The organism is Amycolatopsis sp. NPDC114484 (assembly GCF_055633755.1).
Genome location: NZ_JBVKDQ010000016.1, coordinates 66,289 through 85,265, shown reverse-complemented (window position 1 = coordinate 85,265; position 18,977 = coordinate 66,289). Strand labels below are relative to the sequence as shown.

Annotated in this window: 13 protein-coding genes; 6 read left to right on the top strand and 7 right to left on the bottom strand. The window is 68.4% G+C overall.

The annotated features are described in order from the left end of the window. Positions 1-214: 214 nt before the first annotated feature. Positions 215-1,180, bottom strand: a complete 966-nt coding sequence (locus tag ACZ7SW_RS32430) for a hypothetical protein (RefSeq protein WP_470234170.1) — start codon at positions 1,178-1,180, stop codon at positions 215-217. 871 nt (positions 1,181-2,051) lie between these two features. Further along, complete coding sequence (locus ACZ7SW_RS32425; protein ID WP_470234169.1) at positions 2,052-2,951, bottom strand: helix-turn-helix domain-containing protein; 900 nt, start codon at positions 2,949-2,951, stop codon at positions 2,052-2,054. 335 nt (positions 2,952-3,286) lie between these two features. On the opposite strand from ACZ7SW_RS32425, the gene edd reads away from it, so the two are divergent. Next, the gene (gene edd, locus ACZ7SW_RS32420; protein WP_470234168.1) at positions 3,287-5,227 is read left to right on the top strand and encodes a phosphogluconate dehydratase; all 1,941 of its coding nucleotides are present in this window, start codon (positions 3,287-3,289) and stop codon (positions 5,225-5,227) included. Next, positions 5,224-5,847, top strand: coding sequence for a bifunctional 4-hydroxy-2-oxoglutarate aldolase/2-dehydro-3-deoxy-phosphogluconate aldolase (eda, locus tag ACZ7SW_RS32415; protein ID WP_470234167.1), 624 nt, complete (start codon positions 5,224-5,226; stop codon positions 5,845-5,847). Before edd ends, eda begins: the two co-directional genes overlap by 4 nt. A gap of 63 nt (positions 5,848-5,910) precedes the next feature. On the opposite strand, the gene ACZ7SW_RS32410 is transcribed toward eda, so the two are convergent. The 4 genes from ACZ7SW_RS32410 to ACZ7SW_RS32395 form a co-directional block, all read right to left on the bottom strand. Beyond that, the gene (locus ACZ7SW_RS32410) at positions 5,911-6,429 is read right to left on the bottom strand and encodes a regulatory protein RecX (protein ID WP_470234323.1); all 519 of its coding nucleotides are present in this window, start codon (positions 6,427-6,429) and stop codon (positions 5,911-5,913) included. A 519-nt stretch (positions 6,430-6,948) separates the two neighbouring features. After that, the gene (recA, locus tag ACZ7SW_RS32405; protein ID WP_470234166.1) at positions 6,949-7,992 is read right to left on the bottom strand and encodes a recombinase RecA; all 1,044 of its coding nucleotides are present in this window, start codon (positions 7,990-7,992) and stop codon (positions 6,949-6,951) included. Positions 7,993-8,241: 249 nt separating this feature from the next. Next, on the bottom strand, positions 8,242-8,436 hold the full coding sequence (locus ACZ7SW_RS32400; RefSeq protein ID WP_470234165.1) for a DUF3046 domain-containing protein: 195 nt from the start codon (positions 8,434-8,436) through the stop codon (positions 8,242-8,244). A gap of 34 nt (positions 8,437-8,470) precedes the next feature. After that, positions 8,471-10,300: an Hsp70 family protein gene (locus ACZ7SW_RS32395; protein ID WP_470234164.1), complete on the bottom strand. Its 1,830-nt coding sequence runs from the start codon at positions 10,298-10,300 to the stop codon at positions 8,471-8,473. A gap of 141 nt (positions 10,301-10,441) precedes the next feature. On the opposite strand from ACZ7SW_RS32395, the gene ACZ7SW_RS32390 reads away from it, so the two are divergent. The 3 genes from ACZ7SW_RS32390 (at position 10,442) to def (ending at position 17,225) form a co-directional block, all read left to right on the top strand. Further along, positions 10,442-11,659 carry a hypothetical protein gene (locus tag ACZ7SW_RS32390; RefSeq protein WP_470234163.1) on the top strand — a complete coding sequence of 406 codons (1,218 nt, stop codon included), beginning with the start codon at positions 10,442-10,444 and terminating at the stop codon, positions 11,657-11,659. Positions 11,660-11,740: 81 nt separating this feature from the next. Beyond that, positions 11,741-16,411, top strand: a complete 4,671-nt coding sequence (locus ACZ7SW_RS32385) for an ATP-dependent helicase (protein WP_470234322.1) — start codon at positions 11,741-11,743, stop codon at positions 16,409-16,411. A 313-nt stretch (positions 16,412-16,724) separates the two neighbouring features. Continuing rightward, positions 16,725-17,225, top strand: coding sequence for a peptide deformylase (def, locus tag ACZ7SW_RS32380; RefSeq protein WP_370939116.1), 501 nt, complete (start codon positions 16,725-16,727; stop codon positions 17,223-17,225). Here the strand turns inward: def and ACZ7SW_RS32375 are convergent. Further along, positions 17,158-17,799 carry a GNAT family N-acetyltransferase gene (locus ACZ7SW_RS32375; RefSeq protein WP_470234162.1) on the bottom strand — a complete coding sequence of 214 codons (642 nt, stop codon included), beginning with the start codon at positions 17,797-17,799 and terminating at the stop codon, positions 17,158-17,160. The two genes, def and ACZ7SW_RS32375, sit on opposite strands and share 68 nt — an antisense overlap. Before the next feature lie 54 nt (positions 17,800-17,853). Here ACZ7SW_RS32375 and ACZ7SW_RS32370 point away from each other — a divergent pair, with 54 nt between their 5' ends. Then, positions 17,854-18,765 carry a hypothetical protein gene (locus ACZ7SW_RS32370; protein ID WP_470234161.1) on the top strand — a complete coding sequence of 304 codons (912 nt, stop codon included), beginning with the start codon at positions 17,854-17,856 and terminating at the stop codon, positions 18,763-18,765. Positions 18,766-18,977 lie beyond the last annotated feature (212 nt).

The window sequence follows — 18,977 nt, the reverse complement described above, 5'->3', positions numbered from 1 at the left end:
AGGCTCAACCAAGCAGCCGATGAACGCACTGCTTCGACGTCCATAGCTCGGATGGCGGTATCCGGAATACAGGGATTGAACATCGTTGATCACACAGCGACGAGTTTCAAAGATCCAATACTACGATCAGTTAGCCTCTGAGAAGTATGCCCAACGGCTGATCTGAGTTCCAGGGCCACAGCATGCGAGCGTTGCCTATTTAGACGCCGTACCGCTAAGGGCATCTTGGCGTTTTTTGACCACTATTAATAATGAAGACCACACTTTGAGTAATCAAACTCGAATTACGATCGCATATTTGCCTGTACATCACATCGGAAAGCTTCACCCGGGCAATCAGCGTGGTATTTAAATAGTAAACGATGAGATCTCCATTCGCAGATTCCAGTACGCTTACTACCCGTTCCGGCTGCTCCTTAACATGGAGAACTTCGGCCGGAAGCCAGAAGGGGGCAGTGGCCAAATTAGCCAGGATCGAAATCGCGCCAATGGGAACCAGCGTGAAAACAAGTCGAACATGCATCTTGTAAAGCAGTCGATCTACTTTATCCCCTCTCTCGACTACCCTATCTAGTTTGTCAATTTCTTCTTCCAATTCATGGATAACTTGCTCGCGGTCTAAATCTTTTCTGTCCTCGATAAATTTCCTCAAGTTATCTTTGGAGCTTTTCAGCAGAACCCTGCGGGCGTACGCTCGGAACACCATCCAGAACAAAGCTATAGCCACAGCAACGCTATCCGCAAAGATCGTAGAGAACGGCAATAGAATCAAAGAAAACCCGAAGAATGCGAGCTTCCACGAGTCGAAGAGTATCTTCCGAGGAGAACCACCCGCCCGAGCGTGTTCGAATATCGATCCAGCGTCAAGAATCACCGTAACCGCCGAGGTGAGCTGAAGCAAGACCGTAGGGACGATCGGAAGTAATGCACCGAAAATGATGGCCTTCATATTCATCGAAGCAACTAGCGAGGCAATAACCGCCGTATCGCCCTGCGAGATAAACATAAGGCGTAGCGTTGATATGCTGACCGTGACGATAACAGTCAATGCTGCAAAGTTTCCCAGAACTGATTTCCATCCGCGAGACAAAGCCTGTTGTATTCTTTTCGGGATTAATTCGTCACCTTCATCTTCTGAAGATTTTTTTACTTCAATATCGCCATTAATTGATTCAGACATGAAGGCAATCTACCTCAAGATCGAGACTGCGCCAGCGAATCATTCCGGCAACCTGCTGCCGAATTTGGCTCTATGGGATCAAGGCGCGCCGCCTGTGGCGGCGCGCAACCGGTCACCTCACGTACGGCGAGACTCGCCGATTGGCTGGGCGGGCCTCCGCTAGCGCTCCGGCCGGCCCGCCCGGCGAGCCCGCCGCAGACTCGCCCCGGGTGCGCACACCGCCACAGGCGGCGCGGGAAGCTTCCCAGAGGGCATGACAGCGCAGGCACAGCCTTAGCCCAGCCGCCCACCTCCGGCGTCGGGCCGTCATCCTCGCGCCCGATGATCGAACGCCGCGCCACCGGCATCAAGGGCGCCTCCGGCGTCGCTTCGCGATGAGCTGCGCTCACCCTTGACCCCGGCACCGCCGCACTCAAGCTGGCAAAGGCGAGAACGACGGATCAGACCGCCCGACACCTCCCGCGACTACCCGGCTCGCCACTCCGAGTAGCCAGCCGACAGACACAGCCAGAGGCCGGTCCGCCAGGCCGCGAAGGGGCTCAGGCAGACCGGCCTCAGGACGTCTACAGGACGTCAGAGATCCAAACCGGACCAGACTCAACCGGTCCCGACCGACCCGAAATAGCAGGTCAGAGCGGTAGGCGGGCGAAGGTCCCCAGGTCAGGAAACCCCCTCGGCAGAAGTAGCACATTTACCAGAGCGGGGCATGTTGTACCTGTTGACCTGGGGATTTCTCGCCAGATAGGGGCCGAAAGTGGGGTCCAGGCCGTCGCTGGGCCGTCAGCCGCACAACGCAAGCTGCCGACACCAGTTCAGCCGAAGCTCAACGCAGACAGAGAGTTATCCGAAGATCACCCCAAGCGACAGCCCGTCAACCCGCCGGATCCTCGCCCGTCAAGAGCTTCGCCAGCTCGACCGCATCCGCCAGCCGTTGGGCTTTCACCTCCTCCTCGAACCCGGCAGCCGCGGCTGGCAGGCGGTGGAGTGAATCTTCCGGAGACCACGCGGACTCGGACAGCTGCTCGATGGTTCCCGCATACGGAGCGGCCTGCTGTCCCACCAGGAAGACACCGGCGCGATCGTGCGGGCAGTACACGACTTCCGGCGCGTCCCGTTGCCGGTATCGGCTGAACGCGCCCTCCGTCACGGCTTGGCTGGGGACGAGCCGGATCTTCACTGTCTGCGAAACCTCGATGAGGTACCGCACCTGCCGCAGCATTGCCTCGGCATCGCCGAAGTGGTCACGCAGCGCCTCAGTCCCGACGAACATCTGCGCCTCGATCGCCCCTGCACCAAACAGAATCCTCGCGCGGCTCAAGCGGTTCTCGACGACCTGTTCGAGAATTTCCTTGTCCCGCAAGCTCGGACCGAACACCAGCCGCGCGTAGTCGGGGATCTGCAGCAGATCCGGGATCAGGAGCGGAGCCCACACCGTCACCGACTCGGCGGTCCGCTCGTGCCCGGCGAGTATCGCGTAGTGCGCCGTATCCGCCTGCGATCCCCGCATGACCCAGCTCGAGGTCGCCAGCTCGCACGCCAGCGCCATGATCCGCGCCTTCTTCTCGCCGACCACTCCCAGCGCGCCCAGCACCCCAGCCACGTCCTCCAGCGTCGGAATCCGCTGGCCCAGCTCCCAGCTCGACACCAGCTCCGGGTCCACCCCGACCCATCGCCCCAGTTCGCGCAAACCGAAGCGCGCTTCGATTCGGGCATTCCGCAATGCCATGCCCAAAACGCGCTCATACGGAGCGGGCATCTCCGAATCTCGCATCCACCGTCACCTCCAGCTGCGGATAGTGCCTGTCGCAAACCGAGAACGCCCGTCGACCGTCATCAGCCGCAGACATCGGCTGCGGCGGCTTCCTCCGGACAACCGTCGTCCGGTCGTCTACTCCCGGCTGCGCGGCGGCATCCGGCAAGCCCGCCGACGTCGGCGGCATAGCCCACGCGAACGCCCACCTCCAGTGCCGCCGATCCCGGCCACCCTGTAGGGGCTTCTGAATCGATTTTGTTTCCGGAGGGTTCCCGGGTTACCGTGTGCACCGTCACGTTCCCGCGACGCCAGCGCCGCCGTCTCGCGAACCCGTCACGAGCCGGGAGCTTGAGATGAGCAGCAGCCCGAACCCGACCGCCGCGGTGCACCGCGTTCTCGCCGACGTCACCGACCGGATCGCCGAGCGCAGTGCGGACACGCGGGCGGCGTACCTCGCCCGCAGCGCGGCCGCTTTCGAGGAGGGGCCGGTCCGCCGCGGCCTCGCTTGCAGCAACCTCGCGCACGGTTTCGCCGCGATGGACGGCGTCGACAAGCAGGCGCTGCGGCAGCTGCGCGCGCCCGGCGTGGCGATCGTGTCGTCCTACAACGACCTGCTCTCCGCGCACCAGCCGATGCAGGAATACCCGGCGTGGCTGAAGAAATCGGTTCGCGAGGCCGGTGGTGTCGCGCAGTTCGCGGGTGGCGTGCCCGCGATGTGCGACGGCATCACGCAGGGGCGGCCGGGCATGGAGTTGTCGCTGTTCAGCCGCGAAGTGATCGCGATGGCGACGGCGATCGCGTTGTCCCACGACATGTTCGACGCGGCGTTGCTGCTGGGCGTGTGCGACAAGATCGTCCCGGGACTGTTGATCGGCGCGCTGTCGTTCGGGCATCTGCCCGCGGTGCTCGTGCCTGCCGGGCCGATGAATTCGGGCTTGCCCAACAAGGAAAAAGCCCGGGTGCGCCAGCTGTACGCGGAGGGGCTCGCGACGCGGGAAGACCTGCTCGACGCCGAAGCCGCGTCGTATCACTCCGCTGGTACCTGCACGTTTTACGGCACCGCCAACTCGAACCAGATGGTGGTCGAGGTGATGGGCCTGCACCTGCCGGGCGCTAGCTTCGTGCCGCCGAACACGCCGTTGCGCCAGGCGCTTACCGAAGAGGCTGGGCGGCGGGTCGTCGAGTTGTCCCGAGGCGAGGCGTACACGCCGATTTCGCAAGTACTGGACGAAAAAGCGTTTGTGAACGGCATTGTCGCGCTCCTGGCCACCGGCGGGTCGACGAACCACACGATGCATCTGGTCGCGATCGCCGCGGCGGCGGGAATCCAGCTGAGCTGGGACGATTTCTCGGATCTGTCGGCGGTCGTGCCGCTGCTGGCGCGGGTGTACCCGAACGGCAGCGCGGACATCAACCACTTCCACGCGGCCGGCGGCATCCAGTTCCTCGTCGGCACGCTGCTCGACGCGGGCCTGCTGCACGAGGACGTGCAGACCGTCGCGGGTCCCGGTCTGCGTCGGTACACGCAGGAGCCGATCTTGTCGGACGGCGAACTAGTGTGGCGAGACGTGCCGACGCGAAGCCTCGACGAAGAGGTGCTGCGTCCGGTGTGGCGGCCGTTCGCGCCTGACGGTGGACTGCGGATGGTGGAGGGCAACTTGGGCCGAGCGGTCACGAAGGTGTCGGCAGTCGCCCCGGAGCACCGCGTGGTCGAGGCACCAGCACGGGTGTTCACGTCGCAGGAGGAGTTCCGGATCGCGTTCGAGGCCGGGGAACTGGACCGGGACGTGGTCGTGGTGCTGCGGCAGCAGGGTCCGCAGGCGAACGGCATGCCGGAGCTGCACGGCCTGACGCCGGCGTTGGGGGTGCTGATGGACCGCGGGTTCCAGGTCGCGCTGCTCACTGACGGCCGGATGTCGGGTGCGTCGGGCAAGGTGCCGGCCGCGATTCAGGTGACGCCGGAGGCCGCGGTGGGCGGGCCGATCGCCCGGATCGCCGACGGCGACGTGGTCCGGTTCGACGCCCGGTCCGGGACACTCGACGTGCTGGTCGCGGACGACGAACTGGCGCGGCGGGACCTCGCGGACGCCCCGCCGTCGGAGGCCGCGTGGAGCGGGACCGGACGGGAGCTGTTCGGGGCGTTGCGGCGCGCGATCGGCCCGGCTGACCAGGGCGCGAGCGTGTTCGGGGCGCTCACGCCGGAGCTGGACCTCGCCCGGGGCGTTCCGCCATTCGGAAGCGGGACAATGGACGCGTCCCCCTACGCTCTCCAGACCCAGGAGGTCGGTCAGTGACCACCGGCACGGACCTGCTCGCCCTGTCCCCCGTGATGCCCGTCGTGGTGATCGACGACGTCGACGACGCGGTGCCGACGGCCCGCGCCCTGCACGCCGGCGGGATCGGGGTGATCGAGCTGACGCTGCGCACGCCGGTCGCGCTGGCCGCGATCGAGCGAGTGGCCGCGGAGGTGCCGGACATCGTCGTGGGCGCCGGCACGGTGACGGCGCCGGAGCAGGCGAAGCAGGCCGCCGACGCGGGCGCGAAGTTCCTGGTGACGCCGGGCTGCACGGACGCCGTGCTGGACGCCGCGTTCGCCACCGGGCTGCCGTTCCTGCCGGGCGCGAGCACAGTGTCGGAGGCGATGCGGCTGGCCGAACGCGGGTTGAGCGCGCTGAAGTTCTTCCCGGCGGAAGCCAGCGGGGGCGCGGCGTTCTTGAAGTCGATCGCCGGGCCGCTGCCGCAGCTTCAGTTCTGCCCGACCGGCGGGATCACGGTGTCGTCGGCCCCGTCGTATCTGGCGCTGCCGAACGTCGGCTGCATCGGCGGATCGTGGCTGACGCCCGCGAAGCTGGTGGCGGCCAAGGACTTCGCCGCCGTCGAGAAGCTGGCCGCCGAAGCCGCCGCGCTGCGCTGAGCGTTTCCGGAAACCCGTCGCCTTCGTGCTGGAGGCGGCGGGTTTCTTGGCGGCGCGGGCCGATCAGTCGACCGGCACGTCGTCCAGCATGGCGGATTCCGCCCCGAACTCGCGAAGTTCGTCGCGGATCACTGTGTACGCCAGTCCTTGCGGGTAGCCCTTGCGCGCGAGGAACCCGAGCAGCCGGCGGATCGCGGTCTGCTCGTCGACGTTCCCCAGCGACCTGAGCCGTTTGCGCACCAGCTCGCGGGCACGTTGTTCCTCGGCTTCCCGGTCGACTTCCTCCGCCGCTTGCGCCGCGATCTCGTCGTCGACGCCCTTGCGCCGCAACTCCGCGACGAGCGCTGTGCGCGACAGCCCCTGGTTGGCGTGCCGGTCGCGGACCCAGGCCTCGGCGAACTCGGCGTCGTTGACGAGACCGGCACGGTCGAGCTTGCCGAGCAGGGTTTCCGCGGTATCGCTGTCGAAACCCTTGCGCTGCAACGTCTGCCGCAGCTCCTCGACCGCCCGCGGCCGGGCGGCGAGGAGGTCGAAGCAGATCTCCTTGGCCTTCTTGGCCCGCTCCTCCGGAGGCAACTCCATCGGATCGACCTTCGGAGCCCTGGCCACGATCACACTCCTTGTTCCCGGTGCCGCCCGCCGACGACGGCACCTCCCTCTCCACACCGATCTCCCCGGCACCGAACACCGCGATTCGGCCCGGCTCGCCATCCCGTCGACCGAAACGCAGCCGCCGAAACTCGCACCGGCCCGGACCCCGCATCGGCGTTCCTCGCACTGGCCCGACCGACCGAACCCCGCACCGGGCGTTCCTCACACCGGCCAGGCCCTGCCCACACCGCTTCGGACCGGCCAACCACTCCGCGCCAGCGATGAGATCCCAGCCGCAATCCGGGCACGACCCGCTGGCCGAACCCAGCCGCCTCATACCCAGCCGGAGAACCATCCCCGCCGGGCAGGAGGACACCGACGCATCCGGAACACCGTCGAGCCTGAAGATCCCGTCACGGCGAAACCGCACCGGACCCCGGCCTCAGCAGCGAACCGACGTGCGACCCGAGCACCGGGGAGGGAACCCGCCGATCCCCTCCCCTCCCCGGATCAGAAGTCGACCGGTGCGGGCACTGCCTCGGCCGCGGCGTCGACCTGCGGACCGATGTTGAGCTTCTCCTTGATGCGCTTCTCGATCTCGTTGGCGATGTCCGGGTTGTCGCGCAGGAACTTCCGCGCGTTCTCCTTGCCCTGGCCGAGCTGGTCGCCCTCGTACGTGTACCAGGCACCCGACTTGCGCAGGATGCCCTGGTCGACGCCCATGTCGATGAGCGAACCCTCACGGGAGACGCCCACGCCGTAGAGGATGTCGAACTCGGCCTGCTTGAAGGGCGGGGCCATCTTGTTCTTGACGACCTTGACGCGGGTGCGGTTGCCGACCGGCTCGCCGCCGTCCTTGAGCGTTTCGATGCGGCGGACGTCGAGCCGGACCGAGGCGTAGAACTTCAGCGCCTTGCCGCCGGTCGTGGTCTCCGGCGAGCCGAACATGACGCCGATCTTCTCGCGCAGCTGGTTGATGAAGATCGCGGTGGTGCCGGAGTTGTTCATCGCACCGGTCATCTTGCGCAGCGCCTGGCTCATCAGGCGGGCCTGGAGGCCGACGTGCGAGTCGCCCATCTCGCCCTCGATCTCGGCGCGCGGCACGAGCGCGGCCACGGAGTCGATGACCAGGATGTCGAGCGCGCCGGAGCGGATCAGCATGTCCGCGATCTCCAGCGCCTGCTCGCCGGTGTCCGGCTGGGAGACGAGGAGCGCGTCGGTGTCCACGCCGAGCTTCTTGGCGTACTCCGGGTCCAGCGCGTGCTCCGCGTCGATGAACGCCGCGATGCCGCCGTTGCGCTGCGCGTTCGCCACCGCGTGCAGGGCGACCGTGGTCTTGCCGGAGGACTCCGGGCCGTAGACCTCGATGACGCGGCCGCGGGGCAGGCCGCCGATGCCGAGCGCGACGTCGAGGGCGATCGCGCCGGTGGGGATCACGGAGACGGGCGGGCGGTTTTCCTCGCCGAGGCGCATCACCGAGCCCTTGCCGTACTGCTTGTCGATCTGCGCAAGGGCGAGCTCGAGCGCCTTGTCCTTGTCGGGTGCTGCTGGCATGGAAGTCCACCTCGCTGGTTGGGGCCTGTGTCTGTTCGGTTGTCCAGATCAAGCTTGTCCGGGGTTCAAGCTCTGTCCGGTCCGACGCTACGGGGAGGGACCGACAATTCCAGGCGCGGCGACTGATCTGTGGATCGCTGGCCCCGTTGTGCACAACACCATAGACGAACAGGTGTTCGAGGTTCACGGCGACACGCCCATCCGGCGAGGTTTTCGCCCTCCCCCGCGCCCGGAACCGGAATCCCCAGGTCAGCGCCGTTCCGGCGGCACCTCGAACTCGACGCAGACCGCTCGCCAGATCTCTTTGGCCGACGTCCCCGAGCTCAGCGCCTCTTCGACCGTGCGCCCGCCGAGCCCGCTGAACACGTGGTCCTTGGCGAGCATCTCGGCGCGTCCGGACCCGAACTCCTCGGCCATCAGCCGTCGGAACACCGTGATACGCATCGGGCGAATGCTAGCTTTCCCGCGCGGGCGGGGATCACTCCCCCGGCTGGACGTTCTGTTCGAAGTAGTCGGCCAGCGCGCCCGGCGTGGCGGCCTGTCCGCCGGAATTCACCTGATAGAGGAACCCGACGAGGGGCCTGTCCTTCACCGTGAACACGAGGACCGCCGACGACTGCCCGGCTGCCGCCGCGTAGTGCCCTTCGAGGGCGTTGCCCTTCCAGTCCGCTTCGGTGCGATCGCCGCCCGCGGAGGAGAGCAGTCCGTCGGTGTACTGCTTCAGCTCCGCTGCCGACTGTCCCTGCACGTACGTCACCTGAGTGCCCGCACGCCCCGGTGCGGCGCACGTCGCCGCGGCACCGAGGCTCTTCGCCGGCGCGGCCGGACCGTTGCCCATGCCAGGAGCGCAGCCGCCGTTGTCAGCGACCTTGCCGGCCAGCTGACGCATACAGCCGGTCAGGCCAGACGAGTCGGCTTGCCCCGGCGTACGGCACTCGTCAGCGGTGTACGTCTTCACCGACGAACCCTGTGTTGTCAAGAACACGGTCAACCCCGCCGCGAGCACAACCACGACAGCCGCCGCGATGCCGATGAACAGCTTGGTGCGGCTCTTCTTCTCCGGAGCAGCGGGCGTGTACGTCGGGAAGTTGGACGGTGCCGGCGAAGACTGGAACGGCGGCATCGGCTGTGGCTGCGTCGGCGCGTACGCCGGGTAGTTGCTTTGTGGCGCAGCAGGCGGCGCGTACGGCGCGCCTGACGCCACCTGGCCCTCGACGTTCTGCGTACGCATTGACAGTCCGTCTTTAGCGACGTGTTGTGCACCCAGCGCGACGGCCGTCTCAGGCTGGTCAAGGCTTGTGGGGACGACGCCGAGCTTCTCCGCGATCATCGATCCGACCAGCGGCAACCGGCTCGAGCCGCCGACGAGGTAGATGCCGACGAGACGATCCGAGGTCAGCCCAGCCGAACGCAGCGTTCGCGAAAGCAGCTCAACGCTGCGCAGCATTGCCGGACGCACCAAGCCTTCGAGCTCTCCGCGCGTGACGAGCACGTCCTTGAACGGCTCCGGCATCGGCACCTCTGTCTGCGGATGCCGAGACAGTGCTTCCTTCGCGGCCTTCACGTCTTCTTGCAGCGCGCGTCGCGTACGCCGGTCCGCAGTGGACTCGGGGCGAAGCAGCCGCTGCCAGCGCTGCGGGTCCGAGTGCGACACCTCACGTCCGACGTGGACCATCAGCGCCTGGTCGACGTCGAGACCGCCGAGGTCGGGCAGACCGTCCTCGGCGAGCACTGTGTAGCCGTTCTGGTTCGCGCCGACGACTGCGACGTCGAAGGTGCCCGCGCCGAGGTCGTACACCGCGAGAGCCTTCCCTGGAGCCAACGCGCGCTCAGGGAACGACGCGAAGTGCGCCGCGGCGGCGACTGGCTCCGGCACGAGGACTACGTTTCCGCGAATGCCAGCAAGCCGCGCCGCGCTCAGCAGCACGTTGCGGCGCACCGGACCCCACTGCGCGGGGTGCGTGAGCCGGACCTCGTCCGGCTGTTCGCCGCCGAGCTGGCGCGTGGTCTCGTCGAGCACCCGGCGCAGGATCGCGGCCAGCGCTTCGTTGACAGGCACCACGTCTGTGCCGAGCAGCAACGTCTGTTCGTCGATGCGCCGTTTAGGGTTGGGCTCGAACCGTGTCGGGTCGAGCCGCGCGCGACGTTCGGCGTCCCGGCCGACCATGAGCGTGCCGTCTTCACCGGCGAACACCGCGGAGGGCATGTTGGCCGACCCGTCGACCTCTACGACGCGAGGCGGCCTGCCGTGCGCGGAAAGGACGGCAACGGTGTTGGACGTCCCGAGGTCCACCGACAGGATCCGCACAGTAATTTCCCCTCGACTCAAGCAGCGCTGGCGGAGATGCTGCCACGTGCCCGGTCACCGTGCGTGCGGACCCGCGAAACTCGCGACGCACGCAACCCGGGCAGGAAACGGAACGTCTCGTCTTCCGAGGACGGGGAGGCAATGACAGAGCTAGTGGACAAGACCCGTCGAGACCAGTTCGGACAGACGGCGGCGGGCGGTCCGGCGAGCCCGTGGCGGGTCGCGGCGGGCAAATGGGGCCGCTCCGGCTACGTGCACGCGGCGGTGCTGTTCCTTGTGGTGCGGCTGGTCGGCCTCGGCGCGCTCGCCGCCATGGCCGCGCCCCGGAACCTGCCGTTGGGCGAGCGGCTGCAGTCCTGGGACGGCTGGTGGTATCTGCAGATCGCGGAGCACAGCTACACCGGCGTGAGCAATCCGCTCGACGCTGCCGGGCTGCCGTACCCCGACGCGTCGTACGGCTATTTCCCGCTGTATCCGGCCTTGACCGGGATGCTCGCGAAGCTGCCCGGGGTGTCGTACTTCGGCGCGGGCATTCTTGTGTCGACGCTCGCCGGAATCGCGGCGGCGACGGCGATGTACCGGATCGGCCGATTCGTCCACAGCCGACGAGCGGGGCTGCTGCTCGCCGTGTTGTGGGGCGCCGCGCCGATGGCGATCGCCGAGAGCATGGTGATGACCGAGGCGCTCTTCACCGCGTTCGCCGCGTGGGCGCTGGTCGGCGTGCTCGAACGCAAGTGGTACCTCGCCGCTACCGCGACGTTGTTCGCCGGGCTCACCCGGTCCACCGCGTGCGTGCTGGTCGCTGTCGTGGTGATCGCCGCGGCCGTTGACGTGTGGCGGAACAGACAGCGGTGGAACGCGCTCGTGTGCGTCTTCGTCGCGCCGCTCGGGCTGCTCGGGTACTGGATGTTCGTCGCGGTGCAGACCGGCAGCTTGACCGGCTGGCAGGACGTGGAGCTTCGCGGCTGGAACACGCGTTTCGACGCCGGTGCCGAAGCCTGGAAGTGGATCACGCAGACGCTTTTCACCTCGGGTAACGCGTGGGAAACGCTCGTCGTGCTCGTGACGCTCGCGGCGATCGCGCTCGCGGTCATCACGGTCGTCGCGGTGGCTGGCCGCCGGATGCCGTGGCCGTTGGCGGCGTATGCGGTGGGCGTCGTGGTGCTGGTCCTGTGCAGTGCCGGGCTGCCTGCTCTGAAGTCCAGGTTCCTGCTCCCGGACTTCGCGCTCCTGCTGCCCGTCGCGATGGGACTGGCCGGTCGCAAGAGGTCCACGATGATCGCCGCGGCGACCGTGTTCGTGCTGGTCGGGACCTGGTATTCGGCCTATTCGCTGACCGTGTGGAAGTACGCGATCTAAGCCGATCGGTCACCCACACGAGGGGATCCGGGCCCGGGCGCCCCGCGCTGGCCCCGGAAATTGTCGGGGGCGCCGCGCATGATGGATCCCGTGGCAAACAACGTCCTCGACCTCTTCTCCCCGGCGACCAGCACCTGGTTCGCCGGAGCCTTCGCCGCCCCGACGGCCGCGCAGGAAGGGGCCTGGCGGGCCGCACACGCCGGGCAGCACGCCCTGGTCGTGGCGCCCACCGGGTCCGGCAAGACGCTGTCCGCGTTCCTGTGGGCACTGGACCGGTTGTCGGCGGAACCGCCGCCGGCGAACCCGCGCGAACGGTGCCGGATCCTCTACGTCTCGCCGCTGAAGGCGCTGGCGGTCGACGTGCAGCGCAACCTGCGCGCGCCGCTGGCGGGCATCTCCCAGGCCGCGCACCGGCTCGGCCTGCCCGCGCCGGAGATCGAGGTCGGCATGCGCACCGGCGACACCACGGCGGCGGAGCGCCGGTCGTTCGGGAAGACCCCGCCGGATGTGCTGGTCACCACGCCGGAGTCGCTGTTTCTCATCCTCACGTCCTCGGCGCGGGAATCGCTGAAGGGTGTCGAAACGGTGATCGTCGACGAAGTACATGCCGTCGCGGGCGGCAAACGGGGCGCGCACCTGGCGTTGTCGCTGGAACGGCTCGACGCGCTGCTGCCCAAACCGGCCCAGCGCATCGGGCTGTCGGCCACCGTGCGCCCGATCGACGAGGTGAGCGCGTTCCTCGCCGGCGGTCGTCCGGTCACCGTCGTGCAGCCGAAGCTCGCGAAGACGATCGAGGTGCGGGTGGAGGTGCCGGTCGAGGACATGGCGAACCTCGACGGCCCGGCCCCGTCGCCGATGGAGCGGCTCGACGACCTCACGTCGCTGTCGCAATTGCCGTCGGAGGGCGGGATCGGCACCCAGGAAGAGGTGGCCGGCGCGGCGGTGAAGCGGCCGTCGATCTGGCCTGCGGTCGAGGAACGGGTGCTGGAGCTGATCCGCGCGCACCGCTCCACCATTGTGTTCGGCAACTCGCGGCGGCTCACCGAACGGCTCACCGCGCGGCTCAACGAACTCGCGTCCGAGCAGACCGGCCTGTCTCCGAGCCTGTCTCCGGGCGACGCGTTCCCGGCAGAGGCGGTCGGGCAGTCCGGGGTCACGACAGGTGCGGAGCCGGTCATCGCGCGGGCTCACCACGGGTCGATGTCCCGCGAGCAGCGCACCCATGTCGAAGAGGAACTGAAGTCCGGGCGGCTGCCGTGCGTGGTGGCCACGTCGTCACTCGAACTCGGCATCGACATGGGCGCGGTGGACCTGGTCGTGCAGATCGAGGCTCCGCCCACGGTGGCGTCCGGGCTGCAGCGCGTCGGCCGGGCCGGGCACCAGGTCGGCGCGGTGTCGTCCGGCGTGATGTTCCCGAAGTTCCGCGGCGATCTGGTGTCGTGCGCGGTGGTCGCGGAACGGATGGCGACCGGGGCGATCGAGGCGGTGCGATACCCGCGCAACCCGCTCGACGTGCTGGCGCAGCATGTCGTGGCGATGGTGGCGCTCGAACCGTGGACGGTGCCGGAGCTGGCGGCGCTCGTCCGGCGGGCGGCTCCGTTCAGTTCGCTGCCGGACGACGCGCTGCACGCGGTGCTCGACATGCTCGCCGGCCGCTATCCGAGCGAGGAGTTCGGCGAGCTGCGGGCACGGATCACGTGGGACCGGGTCGGCGGCGAACTGCGCGGACGGCCGGGTTCGCAGCGGCTGGCCGTCACGTCCGGCGGCACCATTCCGGACCGCGGGCTGTTCACCGTGATGACGCCGGGCGACGAAGGCAAACCCGGCTCGCGCGTGGGCGAGTTCGACGAGGAGATGGTGTACGAATCACGGGTCGGCGACACGATCCTGCTCGGCACCTCGTCGTGGCGGATCATCGACATCACCCATGACCGGGTGATCGTCGTGCCCGCCCCGGGCCAGCCCGCCCGGATGCCGTTCTGGAAAGGCGACGCCGCGGGACGGCCGCTGGAACTGGGGCGGGCGCTCGGCGCGTTCGTCCGCGAACTGTCCACTTCGGACACCGCGACGGCGCGGGACCGGGCCGCCGCGGCCGGGCTCGACCAGCGCGCCTGCGACAACCTGCTGGCGTATCTGGAAGAACAGAAGTCGGCGACCCGGCACGTGCCCAATGACCGGGTCATCCTGCTCGAACGCTACCGCGACGAGCTGGGCGACTGGCGGATTGTGCTGCACTCGCCGTTCGGCGCGCAGGTCAACGCCCCGTGGGCGCTCGCGATCGCCGCACGGCTGCGGGAAAACCGCGGCGTCGACGCCCAGGTGGCGCACTCCGACGACGGCATCGTGCTGCGGCTGCCGGACGCGCTCGACGCCGACGGCGGCGAAGTCACCATCGGTGCCGACGACGTCCTGCTGGACCCGGAGGAGGTCGAGCAGCTGATCGTGGCGGAGGTCGGCGGCTCGGCGGTCTTCGCGGCACGGTTCCGGGAGTGTGCGGCGCGCTCCCTGCTGCTGCCCCGGCGTGATCCGCGGCGGCGCACCCCGTTGTGGCAGCAACGGCAACGGGCGTCGCAGCTGTTGTCGGTGGCGGCGAAGTACGAACGGTTCCCGGTCGTGCTGGAGGCCATGCGCGAGGTCCTGCAGGACGTGTACGACGTCGGTGGGCTGCGGGAGCTGATGTCGGACGTCCGGGCGCGCAAGGTGCGGCTGGTCGAGGTGGAGACGCCGGCCGCGTCGCCGTTCGCGCGGAGTCTGTTGTTCGGTTACGTCGGGATGTTCCTGTACGAGACGGACGCCCCGCTGGCCGAACGGCGGGCCGCGGCGCTGTCGCTGGATTCCGCGCTGCTGGCCGAATTGCTGGGCACGGAAGCGATCCGGGAGCTGCTCGATCCCGAGGCCGTGGCCGAGGTCGAACGATCGTTGCAGCGGCTCGATCCGGACCGGCACGCCCGGTCGGCGGAGGACGCGGCGGACTTGCTGCGATTCCTCGGCGATCTGTCCACCGCGGAAGCCGCGGAACGAGGGATCCAACCGGAATGGCTGGCGGAACTCGCCTCGGCACGGCGGGCGATCCAGGTGCGCATCGGCGGCGAGGAGCGGTATCTGGCCATCGAGGACGCCGGGCGGGTGCGAGACGCGCTGGGCGTCGCGCTTCCGGTCGGCGTGCCCGAGGCGTTCACCGAGCCGGTGGCGGATCCGGTGGGCGATCTGCTCGGCCGCTACGCGCGGACCCACGGTCCGTTCTCCGCGACAGCTGCGGCAGACCGGTTCGGACTGGGCACGGCCGTCGTCACCGGCGTGCTTGACCGGCTCACCGGTGAAGGCAGGCTGGTCCGCGGCGAACTGAGCCCGGTCGGGCATCCGGAAACCCATGGCGTGGGCGTCGAATACTGCGACGCGGCCGTACTGCGCCGGTTGCGGCGCGCGTCGCTCGCCCGGCTGCGGGCAGAGGTCGAGCCAGTGGAACCGGCGGCGCTGGGCCGGTTCTTGCCCTCCTGGCACGGAATCGGCGCGCGACTGCGGTCCGCGCCGACGGCCGACGACGTGCTGTCGGTGGTCGAACAGCTGGCCGGCGCGCCCTTGCCGGCGAGCGCGGTGGAGTCGCTGATCCTGCCTAGCCGGTTGCCGGGCTACTCCCCCGCGCTGCTCGACGAACTCACCACCGCGGGCGAGGTCACCTGGGCAGGCTGCGGCGCACTCTCCGGCGGGGACGGCTGGCTGGCGCTGGCACCGTCCGACGTCGCGGATCTGCTGCTGCCCGAGGTCGAGGAGAATCCGCCGACCAGCCCGCTGCACGAAGCGATCGTGACGGCGTTGGAAGGCGGAGCGCTGTTCTTCCGGCAGCTCGTCGACCGGGTCACGCCAGGTCTGGAGCAACCGCCGGACGACGGTGCCGTGCTGGCGGCGCTGTGGGCTCTGGTGTGGGCCGGGCTGGTCACCGGCGACACGCTCGCGCCACTGCGCGCGCAGGTCGCAGGTCACGGCGCACACAAACCGCGGCGGCAAGCACCACGCGGCCGGTACGCCCGCATGCGCGCCGGACGTCCAGCGATGCCCTCACGGACCGGACCGCCGACCGCAGCCGGCCGATGGGCACTGACCCCACCGCGAGAAGCCGAGCCGACGCGTCGCGCACATGCTCGCACCGAGGCGTTTCTGGAACGGCACGGCGTCCTCACCCGCGGCGCGCTCGACACCGAACGGGTCACCGGCGGTTTCTCCGGGATCTACAAGGTGTTGCGGGGTATGGAAGACACCGGACAGGTCATCCGCGGCTATGTCGTCGAAGGTCTGGGTGCCGCACAGTTCGCTGCGAAGGGTGCAGTCGACCGGCTGCGCGCCCTCTCCAGCACCGCGCCCGCCGCCGCGGGCCGCAACGACCACGCTCGTGCCGTAGTCCTCGCCGCAGCGGATCCAGCACAGCCGTACGGCGCGGCGCTGTCCTGGCCTGCCGCAACTGGAGACACGAAACACCGGCCAGCGCGCAAAGCCGGAGCGCTGGCGGTGCTGGTCGACGGAGTCCCCGCTCTGTACGTCGAACGCGGGGGCCGCTCATTGCTGAGCTTCACCGAAGAACGCAGTTCGCTGCAGGCCGCCGCGGCTGCCCTGTCGACCGCTGTCCGGGAGGGCTGGCTGGGTCAATTGGCCGTCCAGCGCGCGGACGGAGAACACGCGCTGACCTCGGAACTGGCCGAGATCTTGCAGGAAGCCGGCTTCCGCGCGACGCCGAAGGGACTCCGTTTGAGAGCTTGACACTGCCCCGGTCCGCCTCGGGTTGTCGCGCAGTCAAGCCACGACCGCGAGCACGTCCTCCCATTGCTCCGCCGACCGGCCAGCCCCGTCGCACGGCAAGCCACGACCGCGCGCCTCCGGCCCATCGCTCCGCCGACCGACTGGCTCCGTCGCGCGGCCAAGCCACGAACACGAGCGCGTCAGACCCATCCCTCGGCCAATCGGCTGGTTCCGTCGCGCGGCAAGCGGGCGGGGTCGGCGGACCCGCGTCTGGGAAGCAGGTGGTGTCACTAGACTTCTCGTGGCCCCTCGGTGGACAAAAGGACGTTCGATCATGGCGATGCGCGAGTTGCGCTACTTCGGTGACCCGGTGCTCAAGTCCGTGTGCGACCCGGTGACCACGTTCGACAGCAAGATCGAGGCGCTGGTGAAGGACCTCCTCGACAGCGTGCAGCCGGAGGGCCGCGCCGGGCTCGCGGCGCCGCAGATCGGGGTCGGGCTGCGGGTGTTCAGCTACGACGTCGGCGGGCTGACCGGGTACGTCATCAACCCGGAGATCGCCCACCTCTCCGAGGAGACGCACGAAATCGGCGAGGGCTGCCTGTCCGTGCCGGAACTGTGGTTCCCGACAGTCCGCGCCAAGCACGCCGTCGTGCGGGGCGTCGACCTGCGCAACGAGCCGATCGAGGTCGAGGGTGTCGATGTGCTGGCCCAATGCCTCCAGCACGAAACCGACCACCTTGACGGAAAGCTCTACCTCGACCGGCTCACTCCCGAGCGGAAGAAGCAGGCGCTGCGCGAGGCGCGGGGCAAAGACTGGTTCTGGAACCGCTGACCGTCCGCGGCGTGCGGGCGGCGAAAAGCCGGAGCACCGTGCTGTCATCCGGGCTGGTTTCGACGTACAGTCCGGCGCGAGCAGCAGTCCGGACCATCGCGTTGTTGTCCGGAAGACAGACCGCGGTCAGTTCCGTGATTCCGCCCGCCCCCGCGAGGGCGACCAGCCGAGCAAGCAACGCCGTGCCGATTCCCTGTCGCTGCCAAGCATCCTCGACGAGCAGCGAGACCTCAGCCGTGCCGTCACGTTGAGAGATCAGCTGTCCGAACCCGATCACGTCCCGACCGCACACTGCGAGCAAACTGGTTCCGCGCGGCGGCATGAGCAAGCGGTGCAGCCATTTTCGGGGAACCGTGCGCAGCCCAGTGTGATAGCGGTTGAACAACGTCTTCGCCGAACAACGAAGATGCACCGCGCCGATCGCGTCGGTGTCGCGCGGAGTGCCCACCCGCAGAATGACCGCGGCCCCGTCCGGACGGTCCAGCACCACCGGACCAGCCAGATTCTGCTCCGCCGCGGTGAGTAATTCCAGGAATGCCGCGGCCTGGGCGAGTTCGGATTCAGCGAACGCCACCCAACGCCGCCGCGCGACGAACGCCTGCCCGGTGCCGAAGGGAAAGACCGCCCGGTGCCCGCCCTCCGTGCGCCCCGGGTTGGCCTCGCTCGCCGGAACGAGTGTGACGAGGTCGGCGGACAGGACCATCCGCAGCATCGGAGCACGGCGACCGGGATCAGCAATCGCCCGTCGAGCGGCGGTGAGCGCAGTCGCGGTCGAATCGCGAAGTCCGCAAACGCTGGTTTCGGCAACCGCCTCTCGCCCGACTGCGCGGGCGGGTGCTGCCGGGATGCGCGGTTCGCCGGTCCCGATGCACAACTCCCCCGCGACGGGGAGCGCAGTTGCCGCACGACGTTCCGCGGCTTCGGCTTCGGCTTCGGCTTCGGCTTCGGCTTCGGCTTCGGCTTCGGCTTCGGCTTCGGCTTCGGCTTCGGCTTCGGCTTCGGCTTCGGAAGCAGCCTTCTGAGCAGCAGCGAATCCGTCTTCCGTGGGGGCAAGCCACTCCCGGATTGTGGCCTCGGCGTAGGTACTTCTCAGCGCGGCGGGTTGAGTTGCAGCAGGAGCAGACGGCTCCCGGACGCCGGTGCCGGAGGTTGCCTCTCGATCAGCAGCGAGAGCATTCGCTTGAGGGCCACGCAATTCTCGGACGACGGAATCAACGGGCGAGTTCTCTTCGGCGAGGAGCGGATTTGCCGGAGCAGCACGTTCCCCAGCATCGGTTTCAGCGGCGGTCGTCCGGGCAGCGGCTGGTCTATCCGTGATCAGGGTGAGGAGTTCTCGGGCGGCAGCTTCGGCGATCGGCTTCGCGGCGGCTGGTGTACCCGTGATCGGGGCCAGAAGTTCTCGGGCGGCGGCCTCGGCGATCGGCTCCTCAGTGGCTACTGCGGCGGCTGGGGCGCGGATTTCGGGGATGGCGGTTTCGGTCATCCCCAGGCAATCGCCGCCTTCGTCGCGGAGGGCGTCTATCAGGAGGTGTTGCGGTAGGCCGGCCGCGGGGCGCAGTACGAACTCGTCCAGGACTCCGCCGGGTACGGGGTGTCTGGTGAGGCCGACGACGCGGCATTCGAGGTCGGCTAGCCGGATTGCGAAGCGGGCCAGCGTTCCGGGGTGGTCGTCGGAGCGTACGCGCACTCGCCACGCTCGGGCTGGTGACAGGTTTTCGTTGGGGTAGCTGGGGTTTACCTCGGAGCCAGAGC